The following is a 14,901-nucleotide window of genomic DNA, read 5'->3' on the forward strand; positions in this document are numbered from 1 at the left end:
GACATGCATCTCAACCAGGTGGCGACGCAGCCGATCGAGGGGCAGAAGCCCGGCACCTCCGGACTTCGGAAGAAGACGAAGGTCTTCATGGGGCCCCACTACCTGGAGAACTTCGTTCAGGCGATCTTCGACGCGATCGGGGGCGCGACGGGAAAGACCTTCGTGCTAGGCGGGGACGGGCGCTATTTCAGCCATGAGGCGGCGCAGGTCATCCTGCGGATGGCTGCGGCGAATGGTGCCGCCAAGGTCATCGTGGGGCAGGGTGCGTTGCTCAGCACGCCTGCGGCGTCGAACCTCATTCGGCTTTTCAGGACGGACGGCGGAATAATCCTCTCGGCGAGCCACAACCCGGGTGGCCATGACGAGGATTTTGGCGTGAAGTTCAATACCCCCAACGGTGGTCCCGCTCCGGAAGCCGTGACGGAGGCGATCTTCGCGCGGACGAAGACGATCCAGCAATACGGCATCCTCGAAACGGTGGACGCGGACCTGTCGGGGCCCGGCGTTCAGCGTATGGGCGACATGGTGGTCGAGGTCGTGGACCCGGTGGCGGACTACGCCGCGCTCATGGAAACGCTGTTCGACTTCGGCGCGATCCGAGAACTCTTCGCCTCGGGGTTCCGGATGCGGTTCGACGCGATGAATGCCGTGACAGGTCCTTACGCGACCGAAGTTCTGGAAAACAGGCTGGGCGCGCCAAAGGGGACCGTCGTGCATGGCGCGCCACTGCCGGATTTTGGCGGAATGCACCCGGATCCGAATCCGACCTGGGCGCATGAACTGATCGCCGAGATGATGCAGGCCGATGCGCCCGATTTCGGCGCGGCCTCTGATGGGGACGGCGACCGCAACATGGTCCTTGGGCGCGGCGTCTATGTGAGCCCGTCGGACAGCCTCGCGGTGCTTGCCGCGAATGCGCATCTCGCCCCGGGATACGCCGGAGGGCTGAAGGGCGTCGCCCGGTCCATGCCGACTTCCGCGGCGGTGGACCGTGTGGCCGACGCGATGGGTCTGCCGAAGTACGAGACCCCGACGGGCTGGAAGTTCTTCGGAAACCTGATGGACGCGGACCGCGTGACGCTTTGCGGTGAAGAAAGTTTCGGCAACGGTTCGGATCACGTGCGGGAAAAGGACGGGCTCTGGGCGGTTCTCCTGTGGTTGAACATCCTTGCGGTTCGGAAGCAGTCGGTCGGCGAGATCATGGCCGATCACTGGAACCGTTATGGCCGCAACTACTATTCACGGCACGACTACGAGGCGTTGGATGCGTCTACGGCGAACGTGATCATGGGCGACCTTCGCGCCCGCCTCGACACGCTTCCGGGAAGCACCGTTGAAGGGATGAGGATCAGTTCCGCGGACGACTTCGCCTATACCGACCCCGTCGACGGGTCGCAGGCGACAGGGCAGGGGTTGCGGATCGTCTTCGATGGCGGTTCGCGCATCGTGCTTCGGATCTCGGGAACGGGAACGGAGGGGGCGACGATCCGGCTCTATCTGGAACGGTACGTCGCCGGGCCAGAGGGGCTTGGAGAAGAGCCGCAGAAGGCCCTGGCTCCGGTCATCCGTGCGGCCGAGACCCTGACCGGATTGCGCGAGCGTTCCGGCCGGTCTGAACCGGACGTCGTGACCTGAGCAAACCGGCCCACGGGGTATATGTCCTCGTTGGCCGGACAGTCCCACCGGCGCCTGCCTTATTTTCGCTCGATTCTAAACAAATAACCGCGCGCTTTCGGCGCTACCAAAGAGCTTGGGGTATTGCCTTGTCCGTATGAGGCGGCCCCGAGGCAAAGGAGACTGCTGGGCTGAAGGCGGATCCGGCGATTACGGCACTGCCGGTGCTCCGCCACAGGGTTTTGTGGGCTCTCAGGATCTTTGCACAATGTGTGGGTGTGCCTTGGAGTGGAGCGATGCAGGTTTCGGCTCAGGTTATCAAGACGATCGAACGGGCAATCGGCGAAAGAAGCAGCCGACTCGGTGTTGCGCTCCACGATCTCAGCAAGTCGTCCAGAGGTCGCGGAACATGCGTTCTCCTGGACCATGAAGAATTCGGGGAAGCTCTGATTGCCGACAAGAACTGGCGTCTGAGCCTCGACGAAACGCAGAGAAACAGCGAGCGTCTCGCCGTTGTCGATCTGCGCGAACTGAACGGTTTCGTTCGTGTGGCGGTGCTTGCGACGCCACAGTCCGACGGGGCGGCCGCGCCAGCGGAATGCTGCGAGCTGGCATATGCCGCGCTTCGCACCGTGGAAGCGGTGGCCGAAATCACGGCCGCGTATCCGGTCGACCTTGGGGTATCCGGGCCGACGATGGGTATGGGGATGGCGCCGCTGGCCGCAGCGGTCGGGTAACTGAGTTGTTTGGGTGGGTTCACAGGTTTTGGGGGGCAATGAAAGATGACGGCTGAAGAGCACGATCAGGCGACGGTCACGGACAAGGCTATCCTGGGATTGGGATGCGAGCCGTTTGTCGGCATCAGGGAGCAATTCGACACACTGAGAGGCGTCGCGGAAAACCTGGAAAAAGCGGTCGACGATCGCGCCCTCCGACGCATCCGCCACATCGAGTCCCAACTCGCCGATTTCTCGGCGACCGTGACGATGATCGGCCAGGTCAAGGCGGGTAAGACAGCGTTGATCAACGTCCTCGCCGGACAGCCCGGGCTTCTGCCTTCCGACGTCAACCCGTGGACGTCGGTCGTCACCACGCTCCACATCAACAAGCCCGCGCCGCGCAACTCCAAGGCGGAGTTCCGCTTCTTCGATCGCGGCGAATGGGAACGGCTGATGACCGGCGGCGGCCGGCTCGGCGAAATGGCCAAGCGGGCAGGGGCCGCCGATGAGGTGCGCGAGATCGAGCGCCAGATCACGGAAGTGCGCCGCAAGACGCAGGAGCGTCTTGGCAAGAATTTCGAGCTGCTTCTCGGCCAGCGGCACAATTACGATCGTTTCGATACGAAGCTGATCGAACGCTACGTCTGCCTCGGCGACCCGGATGACCCGGAAGTGCAGAACAACAAGCAGGGGCGCTTCGCCGACCTGACACGGTCCGCGGACCTCTACCTGGAGCTGCCGGATTATCCGATGGCGCTGTCCTTGCAGGATACACCCGGCGTCAACGATCCGTTCCTGATGCGCGAGCAGATCACGCTCCGCGAGGTACGCAACACGGAACTCTGCGTGGTCGTGCTTTCTGCGAACCAGGCGCTGAACACCGTCGACCTCGCCCTGATCCGGCTGCTTTCGACGCTGGACAAGCGTCAGGTCATCATCTTCGTCAACCGCATTGACGAACTGGACAAGCCGAGCACCCAGGTTGCCGAGATCCGTAACTCGCTGATGACGACACTGACGCGCCACGGCGTCAGCGGCGCGGCGGACATCGTGTTCGGCAGCGCCAAGTGGGCCGAAGCCGCGATCGCCGGCGACCTCGACTCCATCCCCGATGCGAGCAAGGAGTCGCTCTTCGACTGGGCCTCCGTCGCCGGGATCATGGATGACGATGACGCCGACACCTACGCCTGGAAACTCTCGGGCATGCCGGCCCTGATGACGGCGATCGGCGAGAGGGTGGCGGATGGCGCCGCTTTCCGCACCCTGCAGAAGGCGCGCAAGCAGCTGAAGAACATCGTCGCACAGTCGCATGCGAGCGTGATTGCCGGGTCCGTTCAGCTGGATGGCGAAGCCTCGACACGGATGAGCCTCGGTGATGTTCAGTCGAGCTTCTCCAACATCACGCGGTCGCTACAGGCTGACCTCGAAGGCGAAACGCAGGTGATCCTCGGAGAGCTTCGCAGCCGGATGAAGACGGCGAACGAGACCTTCGTGAACGACACCGTCGCCGCGATGATCAAGCACGTGGAGGCCTATGGCGCCGAGGGGCAGTGGGAATGCGATCCCATGCGGCTCCGGATGCAGCTTCGCGCCGCGTACCTGACGTTCTCGCGTGCGACGCGGGCGCTTTCGCAGACAGTGCTTGCCCGCGCGTCGAAGGAAATCAGCGCGGTGTACCGCGACCTGATCGGCGAGGCTGCCGCCGACCTGCGGCTCGAAGCGCCGATGGCGCCCGCCGTGCCGCCGCCGGTGGCGATCGGCAAGACGATCGTCGTGGACCTCCAGTCCAGCTGGTGGAAGCGGTGGATGAAGCTTCGCCGGGGGGCCGCGGCTTTCGCCGATGACTACCGGGCTATCATCGCTGCGGAAACGGCGGCGATCGTGAAGGAAATCGAGGAACAGCAGGTCAGTGCGGTTAACGAAGCACTTCGGCTGACGCTCAGCGACTTCCTCGAGGATCACCGGGAGGCGCTGACGGAAATCGCGCGGGCAGGGGCTGTCGATGCCGACGGCCTGCGCGAGGCAATCGGCAGCCAGGACAGCGGAGAGAAATCGGCAATCCTCGACGCGGCCATGGCGATGCTCGACGGTGCGCAGCCTTCAACGAAGCTGGCCGCAACTCGATAGGGGGACCAGATGGCGCTTGATAATCCCAGATCGCGTAACGTCACGCAGCAGCACTATGAGCGGCTGCAGCGCTGGTCGGAGCGCAAACCCTGTGTCGCCCTCATGGGTGAATTCAGCGCCGGGAAATCGACACTTCTGAATTTCCTGATCGAGTCGGAACTCCTGCCGACGCAGATCACGGCGACCGAGCTTCCTCCGATCTGGTTCACGCATGGAACGGAGCAGTCGTTCTGGGTCGATCAGGACTGGAATCAGCACGATATCGAACCCAAGGACCTCAACGCTGTTCCGATCAACGCGCGCTTCGCCCGGATCTACGTGGAGGCAGAATTCCTGCGCCATTGCGACGTCATCGACACGCCCGGCATTTCGGATCCGAACCTCGCCGCGGATTCCTGGCGGATTGCGGCGGGCTTCGCGAACATGGTGCTGTGGTGCACGACGGCGACCCAGGCCTGGCGGGAAACCGAGCGTTCGACCTGGCTGGCGCTGCCGGCACGGCTGCGGCGCCACAGCCTTCTTCTCGTAACGCGTGCCGACAAGCTCCTTACAGAGGCCGACAGGGAAAAGGTCGCCCGGAGGCTGCGTCGCGAAGCCGGCGAACTTTTCGCAGAGACGGTTTTCGTGGCCACGCACAACGCTGTGAAGGCCAAACGGGAAATGGCCGAGGGCACGCCTACGCCTCTGTGGGCACAAAGCGGCGCCGCGACGCTCATGGACGAGATATTCGCGCAGTTCGATGCCATCTCAGAACACCGCCGCAAGATGTTCAGCCGTTACGCCGTGGGCGATCCGCGCACGCGCGTTCTGAGGCTGGAGGCTCCGCTGTCGTCGGACGGGTCCGAGTCCGGGGTAGGGGAGACGCCCGCCGTCAGCGTCACGCCGGTACGCCCGGTCCGCATCTCACGCCCCGGTGCCGACCGCCGGACCGAGCGGCCCGTGGCAAGCCCGGGTCAGGACCGGCGCGAATGGCTGCGCGAGGCTTTCTCCGAAGCCCGCCGCGAGGAGGAGGCTGAGCTCGACGAGACCGTCGACGAGGCGCGGGAACTCGACGAAGCAGCCGAGATCGAAGTGACGCCCGAGCCCATCGCGATAGAGACCGCTCCCGAAACCCTTGATGACGATGCGGGCGCATCGATGCCCGCCGTCATGGACCACGGGCAAGCAGATGAGGACGAACTGCCAGAAGAAGACGTTGTCCTGGAAGCGTCGCCGGAGGCCGTTCGGGCCCCCGAAGCCACGGAAGAGGAACCGCGCAGCGAAGCGCCGCTCCGCTCCGTATCCCTTCGCATCCCGAAGGAAGTGGCCATCTGGCGCGATATCGTTTCGAAGGCACCTCAGGACATGTCGGCCGAACAGGTCATCGCCTTGATCGACGAACTCCTCTGCCGGCTCTACGGCGAGAAGGAGGATCAGGGGCAATCTGCGGATCAGGCTTCGGATGACCTGAAATCCCTTCGCCACCGCCGGAGCGAGGCCGCGGCTTCCTCGACTTTCGGGAACAGGGCGGAAGGAAAAGGGTGGCGCCGCCTCGCCTGAGACGGCGCATCTCGCCGCCGTGGGTGGCGAGCTTGCAGAATTTTCTCTGTCGTGAGACACCCGGGCAGAGGAAGTCTGGGAGTTCAAGGAAGTGTCGACCGATATCTCTAAAACCGGTGAGATTTCCGGGTTCGTTGGTGCATGCCTCGTTGACTTGGATACGGGGCTGATGCTGGCCTCGGCCGGCGGCGGCGCTCTGGACCTGGAAGCAGCGGCAGCTCTTCACACGCAGGTCGTAAAAGCGAAACTCGACGCGATCATCACGCTTGGCCTCGATGACATCATCGAGGACATCCTCATCACGCTCGGCAAGCAATACCATCTGATCCGGCCGCTCGAGAACAACCCGACTGTCTTCATCTCTCTGGTGTTGGACCGGAAGGGCTCGAACCTTGGCATGGCGCGCCTGCAGCTAAAGAACGTCACGTCGGGAATGATGTTCTAGGCTCAGCGCGTCTGCGTTTTTTCGGAGGTGGGGAAGGCGAAAAGACCGTGGGCAGCACATCCTGTTCAGGACATCCAGAAAGCGGATAATCAATATTATGTAAAATAATGATGTGCCTGTGATCCTGCGTTTCCGGCACGTTCGATCCGTCCACTACGCAAAGGAAACAGCGTAGTTCGGTTCAGCTCCTGCACCCAAGGCACTGATTTGGCATGAAGTTTAGGACTCGCGTGATGCTGCCGCATGCAACGCACTCACATGCCTGAACAAAGGTCATTCGCACCGTCTCCCTCGGATTGGCTGTGCATCATCGTCTGGGACGCGCAACACCGGATCCGTATCGCGCGATGCAAACACGTTTGTCGGATGCGCGCGGAAAACCGGGCGACGCGGCGGGAAGGTCGCTTGTGTGTCCCTGCCCTTTGGCACTTGCCGATAACCCGCCGCTGCATCATATTCACCGGAAAGAATGTTTCCTTGGGGGGAGTTCATGAAGGTTACTCGTCGGCATTTCACCATGACCGCAGGTGCGGCACTGGGCGCGGCTCTGCTTCCGCGGCGTGGTTGGGCTGGTGCTTCCGTCGAGATGGGCTCTGCCCGGATCGATGTGCTGAGCGATGGCCACCTGATCCTTCCCGGCGGGTTCATCCTGGGCGATCTGCCGGCTGACGAGGTCGCACCGATCCTCGCCAGATACGGGCTCGACGGCAACGAGTTCCGGCCTGACTGCAACGTCACCCTGTATCGGGATGGAACCAATACGGTTCTCTTCGACGTGGGTTCGGGAAATGACTTCATGCCCAGTGCCGGCAAGCTCCCCGAGGCGCTGGACGCCCTTGGCGTGTCGGCGGAGGAAGTCACGCATGTCGTCTTCACCCATGGCCACCCGGACCATCTCTGGGGGCTTCTGGATGAATTCGACGAACCGCTTTTCGCCAACGCGTCCTTCATGATCGGCCGGACGGAGCGCGATTACTGGACGGATCCGAACACGGTCTCGACGATCGATCCCGCCCGCCAGACCTTTGCGGTCGGTGCGAAACGGCGCCTCGATGCGATTGCCGATCTGGTCGAGGTTTTCGAGGATGGAGCGGAGATCCTTCCCGGGATCGCGGCCCGCGCCACGATCGGGCACACGCCCGGTCACATGGCGTTCGAGATCCGCCAGGGCAACGAGGCCGCGATGGTCCTCGGAGACTGCATCGGGAACCACCATCTTGCGTTCGAACGGCCGGACTGGCTTTCCGGCTCCGACCAGGACAAGCCGCTTGCCGCCGAGACCCGCGTGGGCCTTCTCGATCAGCTGGCCGCCGAGCAGACGCGCCTGATCGGCTTCCACTTGCCTTTCCCGGGAATCGGACGTGCGGAACGGTTCGAAAGCGGCTATCGCTACGTGCCCGAGGACTGATCCTTCCCTTGGCGCGGATGCACCAAGGGCTAGTTGGTCCTGGGGAAACAGATAGAGGAGGATATCATGGCCGTCTCTCCGCCGGTTTGCGATTTTGGCTGGAAAGCACCGGATTTCACCCTTCCCGGGACGGATGGGCGCAGCTGGTCCTTGAAGGATGTCGCGGGGCCGAACGGGACGCTCGTGATGTTCATCTGCAACCACTGCCCATACGTCAAGGCCGTCATGGATCGCATCATTCGGGACGCGAAGGACCTGGCCGCTCTTGACATCGGCGTTGCCGCGATCAGCTCGAACGACGCGAAGGAATATCCTGCGGACAGCTTCGACAACATGAAGGCCGAGGCGGAGAAATGGGGATTGCCGTTCCCCTATCTCTACGATGAATCGCAGGACGTCGCGCGGGCCTACGGTGCGGCATGCACGCCCGACTTCTTCGGTTTCAACTCCGAATTCGAACTGCAATATCGTGGACGCCTGGATGCTTCGGGCAAGAATCCAGCGCCCCCGGACGCAAGGCGCGAACTTTTCGAAGCGATGAAACAGGTGGCCGAGTCCGGCCAGGGCCCGCGCGAACAGGTCGCGAGCATGGGGTGTTCCATCAAGTGGAAGGCCAAGTAGGCCCCCTACCCTCGCATTCTGTACCGGTCGCGGCCTGACACTCGGTCGAAACGCCGCGCCGTGGACGCGTTAAATAACACATTCAAAACTTGCTATGTGTGGGCCGGGCGCTATATAAGCGTGACAAGCCAATGCGGAGGAATTCAATGGACACCGCGACGAGACCCGCCCTGAAGGCCGATGTGAAAGCCTTCTTCGACGAGGCGACCTTCACCATCACCTATGTCGTCAAGGACCCGACGAGCAAGGCTGCCGCCATCATCGATTCCGTTCTCGATTTCGACTATGCGTCGGGACGGACGGATACGCATTCCGCGGACGAGGTCATCAGCTACGTCAAGAAGCAAGGTCTTGACATCAAGTGGGTTCTCGAGACCCACGTTCACGCGGACCACCTGTCCGCCGCGCCCTATATCCAGGAGCGCGTGGGTGGCAAGATCGGCATCGGCGAGAAGATCACCGTGGTCCAGGAGACTTTCGGCAAGGTCTTCAACGAGGGCACGGAGTTCCAGCGCGACGGATCCCAGTTCGACCGCCTCTTCAACGAAGGCGACACGTTCGAAGTCGGCGCGCTCAAGGGCCGCGTTCTGCATACGCCCGGCCATACGCCGGCCTGCCTGACCTACGTGATCGAGGACGCTGCATTCGTGGGCGATACGCTCTTCATGCCTGACTTCGGCACGGCCCGCTGCGACTTTCCGGGCGGTTCCGCCGAGAACCTCTACAAGTCGATCCAGAAGATCCTGTCGCTGCCCGATGAGACGCGCGTCTTCGTGGGCCACGACTACAAGGCGCCGGGTCGCGATACCTATGCCTGGGAAACGACGGTGGGCGAGCAGAAGGCGCTCAATGTCCATGTGGGGGCCGGCAAGCCGATCGAAGAGTTCGTGCGCATGCGGACCGAGAGGGACAAGAAGCTCGCCATGCCGCGGCTCATCATTCCGTCGCTTCAGGTCAACATGCGGGCCGGCCAGATGCCGCCGCCCGAGGACGACGGCAAGACCTATCTGAAGGTCCCGGTCAACGGGCTCTGATCGACATACGGGGTGCCCGCGTTTTCAAACGCGGGCTCCTCGGCATTTCAACCAAGTCTCGCTTAGATTTCAGGCCCCGGAGCCAAAGCAGCCAGGCGCCTCGGAATTTTCCCACTCGCCGGCAAGGCCCAAAGCCTCCGCCATACCACCGCCCTTCACGCCTTGCCCGGACGCTGACACATGCTGCGGAAATACTTCCCGATCCTGACCTGGGGCGCGACCTACAACCGCGACACCCTGACGAACGACCTCATCGCGGCGGTCATCGTGACGATCATGCTGATCCCGCAATCGCTGGCCTATGCGCTGCTCGCGGGCCTTCCGGCCGAGGTCGGCCTTTATGCCTCGATCGCTCCGCTGCTGCTTTACGCCCTTCTGGGCACTTCGCGGGCGCTGGCCGTGGGTCCGGTCGCCGTGGCCTCGCTGATGACGGCGGCGGCGGTGGGCCAACTGGCCGCCCAAGGAACACCTGAATATCTGGGCGCGGCGATCGCGCTCGCTTTCCTGTCGGGGCTCATGCTTCTGGGCATGGGTTTCCTCCGGCTGGGCTTCCTCGCGTCCTTCCTGTCTCACCCGGTGATTTCGGGCTTCATAACGGCCTCGGGAATCATCATCGCGGCGAGCCAGCTGAAGCACATACTCGGCGTTAAGGCCGAAGGGCATAACCTTCTCGAGCTTCTGACCTCGATCCTTGGCCGCCTTGGCGAGATCAACCTGCCGACGCTTGTCATAGGGGCCGCCGCCACGGCGTTCCTGTTCTGGGCGCGCAAGGGGCTGAAGGGATACCTGAAGAAACGCGGTTACACGGACAAGATGGCCGGGATACTCGCCCGTACGGGCCCCGTTGCCGCCGTTGCCGTGACGACCTTTCTGACCTGGGCGTTCGGGCTTTCGGACTGGGGCGTTCGGATCGTCGGAGAGGTGCCGCAAGGGCTCCCCATGCCCACGCTGCCGCCGCTGGACCTTGACCTGTGGAGCAAGATCGCTGTGCCCGCGCTGCTGATCACCGTTGTCGGCTACGTCGAGACGATTTCCGTGGCCCAGACGCTGGCCGCCAAGCGCCGGCAGAGGATCGACCCGGACCAGGAACTGATCGCGCTTGGCGGCGCAAACGTGTCGTCCGCCCTGTCTGGCGGATTCCCGGTCACGGGTGGTTTCGCCCGTTCCGTCGTGAACTTCGACGCCGGGGCGGAGACCCCCGCGGCGGGGGCTTTCACCGCGGTTGGCATGGCGCTCGCCACGCTCTTCCTGACCCCGCTGCTGTATTTCCTGCCGCAAGCGACGCTCGCCGCCACGATCATCGTAGCCGTGCTCTCGCTTGTCGATCTCGGGGCCCTGAAGCACACGTGGTCGTTCTCGCGCCCGGACTTCGCGGCGATGGCCGCCACGATCCTTGTGACTCTTGCCTCCGGCGTTGAAAACGGGATCGTCGCCGGTGTGGCACTGTCGATCTTCCTGCATCTCTACCGGACCTCGCGTCCGCATGTCGCGATCGTCGGTCAGGTCCCCGGGACCGAGCATTTCCGGAACGTCGAGCGGCATGCGGTCATCACCGCCCCGGATGTCGTGACGATCCGCGTGGATGAAAGCCTTTACTTCCCGAACGCGCGTTTCCTTGAGGACACGGTCTACGCACAGGTTGCCTCGAACAAGGCGCTTGGGCATGTCGTCCTGATGTTTCCGGCGGTGAACGACGTCGATGCTTCGGCGCTGGAAAGCCTCGAAGCGATCAACGAACGGCTGACGGATTCGGGCGTGACGCTCCATCTGTCCGAGGTGAAGGGACCGGTGATGGACCGCCTGAAACGGAGCCATCTGCTGGACGATCTGACGGGCCGCGTGTTCCTGACGCAATACGACGCGATGAAGGCGCTCGCGCCGGAACTGACCGCGCGGACGCTGGCAGCCTGCCGGAGGGACACGCTGCGGACTGCCGGCTGAGCCCCTTTCAGACGATTGCACGTTCGAGGAACGGCTCGCCCGCCAGAACACGCTCGACCCCGAGCGGTGAGAGGTCGAGGCTTCGATAGCCGCCGGTCACGATCAGTTCGGCGATCCCCCGCCCCACGGCGGGGGCCTGCTGAAGGCCGTGCCCGGAAAAACCGCTCATCAGGACGAGGTTGGGCACGTTCGGATGCCGCCCCAGGATCGCGTTCTGGTCCAGCCGGTTGAAGTCGTAGTGCCCGACCCAGGCCCGCATGACCTTGACAGCGTCGAAGCCGGGCGCGCGGGCATAGAGCAGCGGCCAGATGATCTCCTCGAACTGCGAGAGGTCCGGCTCGAAGTCGTCCGGATCGCAGGGGCCGTCATTGTCCGGCACCGTGGCGGTGATCCATTGCCCGTGCTCCGGACGCGCGTAGAAACCGGTGTGATCGATGATGAGAGGTGCCTCCGGATGCCGCGCATTCGGCGCGTCGATCAGGAAGACCGTGCGCTTGCGCGGCTCCACCGGCCATTCCTCGCCCGCCATCTTCATGATCTCCGCCGCCCGGGTTCCCGCAGCGCAGATCAGTTCCCCTGTTTCGATGACCTCCCCGGACGCGAGGCGAACTCTCTTCACGCGCCCGTCCATCAGGTCGAGGCCCACGACCCGATCCTTGATGATTTCGGCCCCGGCGGCCCTTGCGGCGGATCGCAGGCCCCAAAGAAGGCCCATGTTGTCGAACCACCCCTCCCCCTCCGGGCCGAAGCTGCCGGCCACGACATTGTCCAGCGTCAGCCACGGAAAGCGCGCTGAAAGCCCCACGGTATCAAGGACTTCGGTCGACGCCCCAAGCTCCCGCTGCATGGCCGCGAGTTCCGCCATGAGCGCCTTGCCTTCCTCGCTGCCGGCGAGGAAAAGGTAGCCGTTCTCCTTCAGTCCGAGCGAGGGCACGCCCCCCTCAGGCCCGGTTTCTCTTGCGAAGTTCCGGATGAATTCGAGCCCGAAGCGGCTGATCGAGACGTTGACGGGGTTCGAGAATTGCGCCCGGATCGAAGCGACGGACAACGCGGTGGCCGCGCGCTGGTAGGTGGGGTCCATCTCGACCACCGTAACCCTGAGGTCCGGCGCCATCCGCATGAGCCAGAAAGCGGCAGACGCCCCCATGACAGCGCCACCGACGATGAGAACGTCGACACTTCTACTCAAGACCGCCTCCTGTGCTTCGGCCGCTTCCGGATCCTGTCTCCAGAGAATCCGGGTGCGCGCTTCCCTCTCGACAGAGAGCCTTCGGCGTGGCAGGAACGCAATGGGGATTGAATCTCGTTATTGGCGTGTGTCGCAACTGGTATTGGCGAAACCTGTGTTCGACCAGTCTGCGTATGCGGTGCGCGCGAAGTCATTTTGAATGGGAGCCAGAGTGCAGTCATGAGCCTTGCCGAGCATCTCGAGCGGCTCATTGACGCGAACTCGATTCCCGAGATCTGGGAACTGCATACTCAGAAAATGGCGGAATACGGATTTGACCGTGTCTTGTACGGTTTTACGCGATTCCGCACCTCCGGTTCATTCGGCAACGTGGATGACCTTCTGATCCTCTCCAACCACTCGGAAGACTATCTGAAGACCTTCATACATGGCGGGATGTATCAGAATGCCCCCATGGTGAAATGGTCGGCCGAGAACGAGGGGGCGTGTTCCTGGCGACTCATCGAGGAGCTGGCTCTCTCCGGGAAGATGACGGAGGCGGAACGCGAGGTCATGGAATACAACCTCGCGATGGGCGTGCGCGCGGGCTATTCCATCAGCTTCCGCGACGTTTCGGTTCGGTCCAAGGGCGCGATCGGGCTCTGCGCTCAACCCGGTCTCTTCCAGCATGACGTCGACGCGATCTGGGAAACGCATGGACGAGAGATTGCCGTGATCAACAACGTCACGCATCTTAAGATCACGGCAATGCCCTTCGCGAGTTCTCGAAGAGCTCTGACGCCGCGTCAGCGCGAGGTTCTCGAATGGGTCGGCGATGGCAAGACGACTGCCGATATCGCGACGATCATGGGCGTGACGCCTGCGACCGTCGAAAAGCACCTGCGGCTCGCGCGGGAAGCGCTCGACGTCGACACGACCGCGCAGGCGGTTCTCAAGGCGTCATTCCAGAACCAGATATTCATCGTTTCACGGTAAGCGCGCCTGGAAAAACGCAGCACTTTTTCGCCGGTTGGATCGAAATAGACGCTTCCACGTCGCAGATGGAAATGTAGCAGGTAACAGCCTCGTGAGGCTGGTAGGGAATCCCCTACTTTCGTGACGTAGCGTAACACGGCACATTTCACACGTTCCGTGAGTGGTGGCATTAGCCAGGAACAGCGGCCCCTGACCAGCCCGGTGTTTTTTCGGGGGAAAGGGGCCGCACCGGGAAACCGGATACGGTTCGACGGGCACGTTTTCGTCCGAAGAGCCGATTTAAGGTCGCGCTCTGTCCTCATCCCCAACAGGTGCTGGCGCGTAAAATGGAAACGGTGCGGAACATGTGTCCCGCACCGTTTCTTTTTCTGCTCGCGGTAGGATCAGGCGCCGCGGGTCTTCGCGACTTCGGCGGCGAAGTCTTCCTTTTCCTTCTCGATCCCCTCACCGACGGCGACGCGGGCGAAACCGGTGATCTCGACGCCGGCGTCCTTCGCGGCCTGGGCCACGGTCACGTCGGGGTTGATCACGAACTTCTGGCCGAGAAGCGTGACTTCCTCGAAGAACTTCGCCATCCGGCCAACGATCATCTTCTCGATGACGGCCTCGGGCTTGCCCGATTCACGCGCCTGCTCGGTCAGGATCGCCTTTTCACGTTCGATGAGAGCCGGGTCGAGGTCCTTTTCCGACAGCGAAGCCGGGCTGGTCGCCGCGACGTGCATGGCGATCTGCTTGCCGATGCCGGTGTCATTGCCCTTCATGCCGACGAGAACGCCGATCTTGCCCATGCCTTCGGCCGCGGCGTTGTGAACGTAGGACACGACGGTCTCGCCTTCGACGACGACCATGCGGCGAAGCGTCATGTTCTCGCCGATCTTCGCGATCGCGTCGGTGAGCGTCTCGGCAACGGTCTTGCCGTTGACGGTCGCTTCCTTGAGCGCCTCGATGTCCGAAACGTCGAGAGCGGCTTCGGTGAACGACCGAACCATCGACTGGAACTCTTCGTTCTTGGCGACGAAGTCGGTCTCGGAGTTGACCTCGATCGCGACGCCCTTGCCACCCTTCACGGCGACGCCGACGAGGCCCTCGGCCGCGACGCGGCCCGACTTCTTGGCGGCTTTGGCGAGGCCCTTGGTGCGCAGCCAGTCGACGGCGGCTTCCATGTCGCCATTCGTCTCGGTCAGCGCCTTCTTCGCGTCCATCATGCCCGCGCCGGTCGTGTCGCGCAGGTCCTTCACCATCTGTGCGGTGATTGCCATGTCTGGCTCTCCTTGGTTCTCGAATGGGAA

12 protein-coding genes are annotated in these 14,901 nt (G+C 63.0%); 10 read left to right on the plus strand and 2 right to left on the minus strand.

Annotation, left to right across the window (positions count from 1 at the left end):
* Positions 1–3 precede the first annotated feature (3 nt).
* From ABCN56_RS01335 to ABCN56_RS01375, 9 genes are all read left to right on the plus strand, one after another.
* Positions 4–1,635, plus strand: coding sequence for an alpha-D-glucose phosphate-specific phosphoglucomutase (locus ABCN56_RS01335; RefSeq protein WP_343078972.1), 1,632 nt, complete (start codon positions 4–6; stop codon positions 1,633–1,635).
* 275 nt (positions 1,636–1,910) lie between these two features.
* Positions 1,911–2,351: a hypothetical protein gene (locus tag ABCN56_RS01340; RefSeq protein WP_343078973.1), complete on the plus strand. Its 441-nt coding sequence runs from the start codon at positions 1,911–1,913 to the stop codon at positions 2,349–2,351.
* A gap of 45 nt (positions 2,352–2,396) precedes the next feature.
* A complete protein-coding gene (locus tag ABCN56_RS01345; protein WP_343078974.1) occupies positions 2,397–4,460 on the plus strand; it encodes a dynamin family protein in 2,064 nt (687 codons plus the stop codon).
* Positions 4,461–4,469: 9 nt separating this feature from the next.
* A complete protein-coding gene (locus ABCN56_RS01350) occupies positions 4,470–5,999 on the plus strand; it encodes a dynamin family protein (protein ID WP_343078975.1) in 1,530 nt (509 codons plus the stop codon).
* A gap of 91 nt (positions 6,000–6,090) precedes the next feature.
* Positions 6,091–6,444, plus strand: a complete 354-nt coding sequence (locus ABCN56_RS01355) for a roadblock/LC7 domain-containing protein (RefSeq protein ID WP_343078976.1) — start codon at positions 6,091–6,093, stop codon at positions 6,442–6,444.
* Between the two features lie 490 nt (positions 6,445–6,934).
* Complete coding sequence (locus ABCN56_RS01360; protein WP_343078977.1) at positions 6,935–7,852, plus strand: MBL fold metallo-hydrolase; 918 nt, start codon at positions 6,935–6,937, stop codon at positions 7,850–7,852.
* Between the two features lie 66 nt (positions 7,853–7,918).
* Positions 7,919–8,473 carry a thioredoxin family protein gene (locus tag ABCN56_RS01365; protein WP_343078978.1) on the plus strand — a complete coding sequence of 185 codons (555 nt, stop codon included), beginning with the start codon at positions 7,919–7,921 and terminating at the stop codon, positions 8,471–8,473.
* A 170-nt stretch (positions 8,474–8,643) separates the two neighbouring features.
* The gene (locus ABCN56_RS01370; RefSeq protein ID WP_343080089.1) at positions 8,644–9,507 is read left to right on the plus strand and encodes an MBL fold metallo-hydrolase; all 864 of its coding nucleotides are present in this window, start codon (positions 8,644–8,646) and stop codon (positions 9,505–9,507) included.
* Positions 9,508–9,687: 180 nt separating this feature from the next.
* Positions 9,688–11,448 (plus strand): SulP family inorganic anion transporter, encoded by a 1,761-nt coding sequence (locus ABCN56_RS01375; protein WP_343078979.1) that lies wholly within the window; start codon positions 9,688–9,690, stop codon positions 11,446–11,448.
* Between the two features lie 7 nt (positions 11,449–11,455).
* Here the strand turns inward: ABCN56_RS01375 and ABCN56_RS01380 are convergent, their stop codons facing one another.
* A complete protein-coding gene (locus tag ABCN56_RS01380; RefSeq protein WP_343078980.1) occupies positions 11,456–12,637 on the minus strand; it encodes an NAD(P)/FAD-dependent oxidoreductase in 1,182 nt (393 codons plus the stop codon).
* Positions 12,638–12,856: 219 nt separating this feature from the next.
* Between ABCN56_RS01380 and ABCN56_RS01385 the strand changes: the two genes are divergently transcribed.
* Positions 12,857–13,612: a helix-turn-helix transcriptional regulator gene (locus ABCN56_RS01385; protein ID WP_343078981.1), complete on the plus strand. Its 756-nt coding sequence runs from the start codon at positions 12,857–12,859 to the stop codon at positions 13,610–13,612.
* A gap of 383 nt (positions 13,613–13,995) precedes the next feature.
* On the opposite strand, the gene tsf is transcribed toward ABCN56_RS01385, so the two are convergent.
* A complete protein-coding gene (gene tsf / locus ABCN56_RS01390) occupies positions 13,996–14,871 on the minus strand; it encodes a translation elongation factor Ts (RefSeq protein WP_343078982.1) in 876 nt (291 codons plus the stop codon).
* Positions 14,872–14,901 lie beyond the last annotated feature (30 nt).

This window comes from Ostreiculturibacter nitratireducens, from assembly GCF_032670585.1.
GTDB lineage: Bacteria > Pseudomonadota > Alphaproteobacteria > Rhodobacterales > Rhodobacteraceae > Ostreiculturibacter > Ostreiculturibacter nitratireducens.

Coding starts and splice junctions, on each gene's coding strand:
- ABCN56_RS01375 (WP_343078979.1), top strand. CDS start 9,688: ATGCTGCGGAAATACTTCCCGATCCTGACCTGGGGCGCGACCTACAAC.
- ABCN56_RS01345 (WP_343078974.1), top strand. CDS start 2,397: ATGACGGCTGAAGAGCACGATCAGGCGACGGTCACGGACAAGGCTATC.
- ABCN56_RS01350 (WP_343078975.1), top strand. CDS start 4,470: ATGGCGCTTGATAATCCCAGATCGCGTAACGTCACGCAGCAGCACTAT.
- ABCN56_RS01335 (WP_343078972.1), top strand. CDS start 4: ATGCATCTCAACCAGGTGGCGACGCAGCCGATCGAGGGGCAGAAGCCC.
- ABCN56_RS01360 (WP_343078977.1), top strand. CDS start 6,935: ATGAAGGTTACTCGTCGGCATTTCACCATGACCGCAGGTGCGGCACTG.
- ABCN56_RS01340 (WP_343078973.1), top strand. CDS start 1,911: ATGCAGGTTTCGGCTCAGGTTATCAAGACGATCGAACGGGCAATCGGC.
- ABCN56_RS01385 (WP_343078981.1), top strand. CDS start 12,857: ATGAGCCTTGCCGAGCATCTCGAGCGGCTCATTGACGCGAACTCGATT.
- ABCN56_RS01365 (WP_343078978.1), top strand. CDS start 7,919: ATGGCCGTCTCTCCGCCGGTTTGCGATTTTGGCTGGAAAGCACCGGAT.
- tsf (WP_343078982.1), bottom strand. CDS start 14,871: ATGGCAATCACCGCACAGATGGTGAAGGACCTGCGCGACACGACCGGC.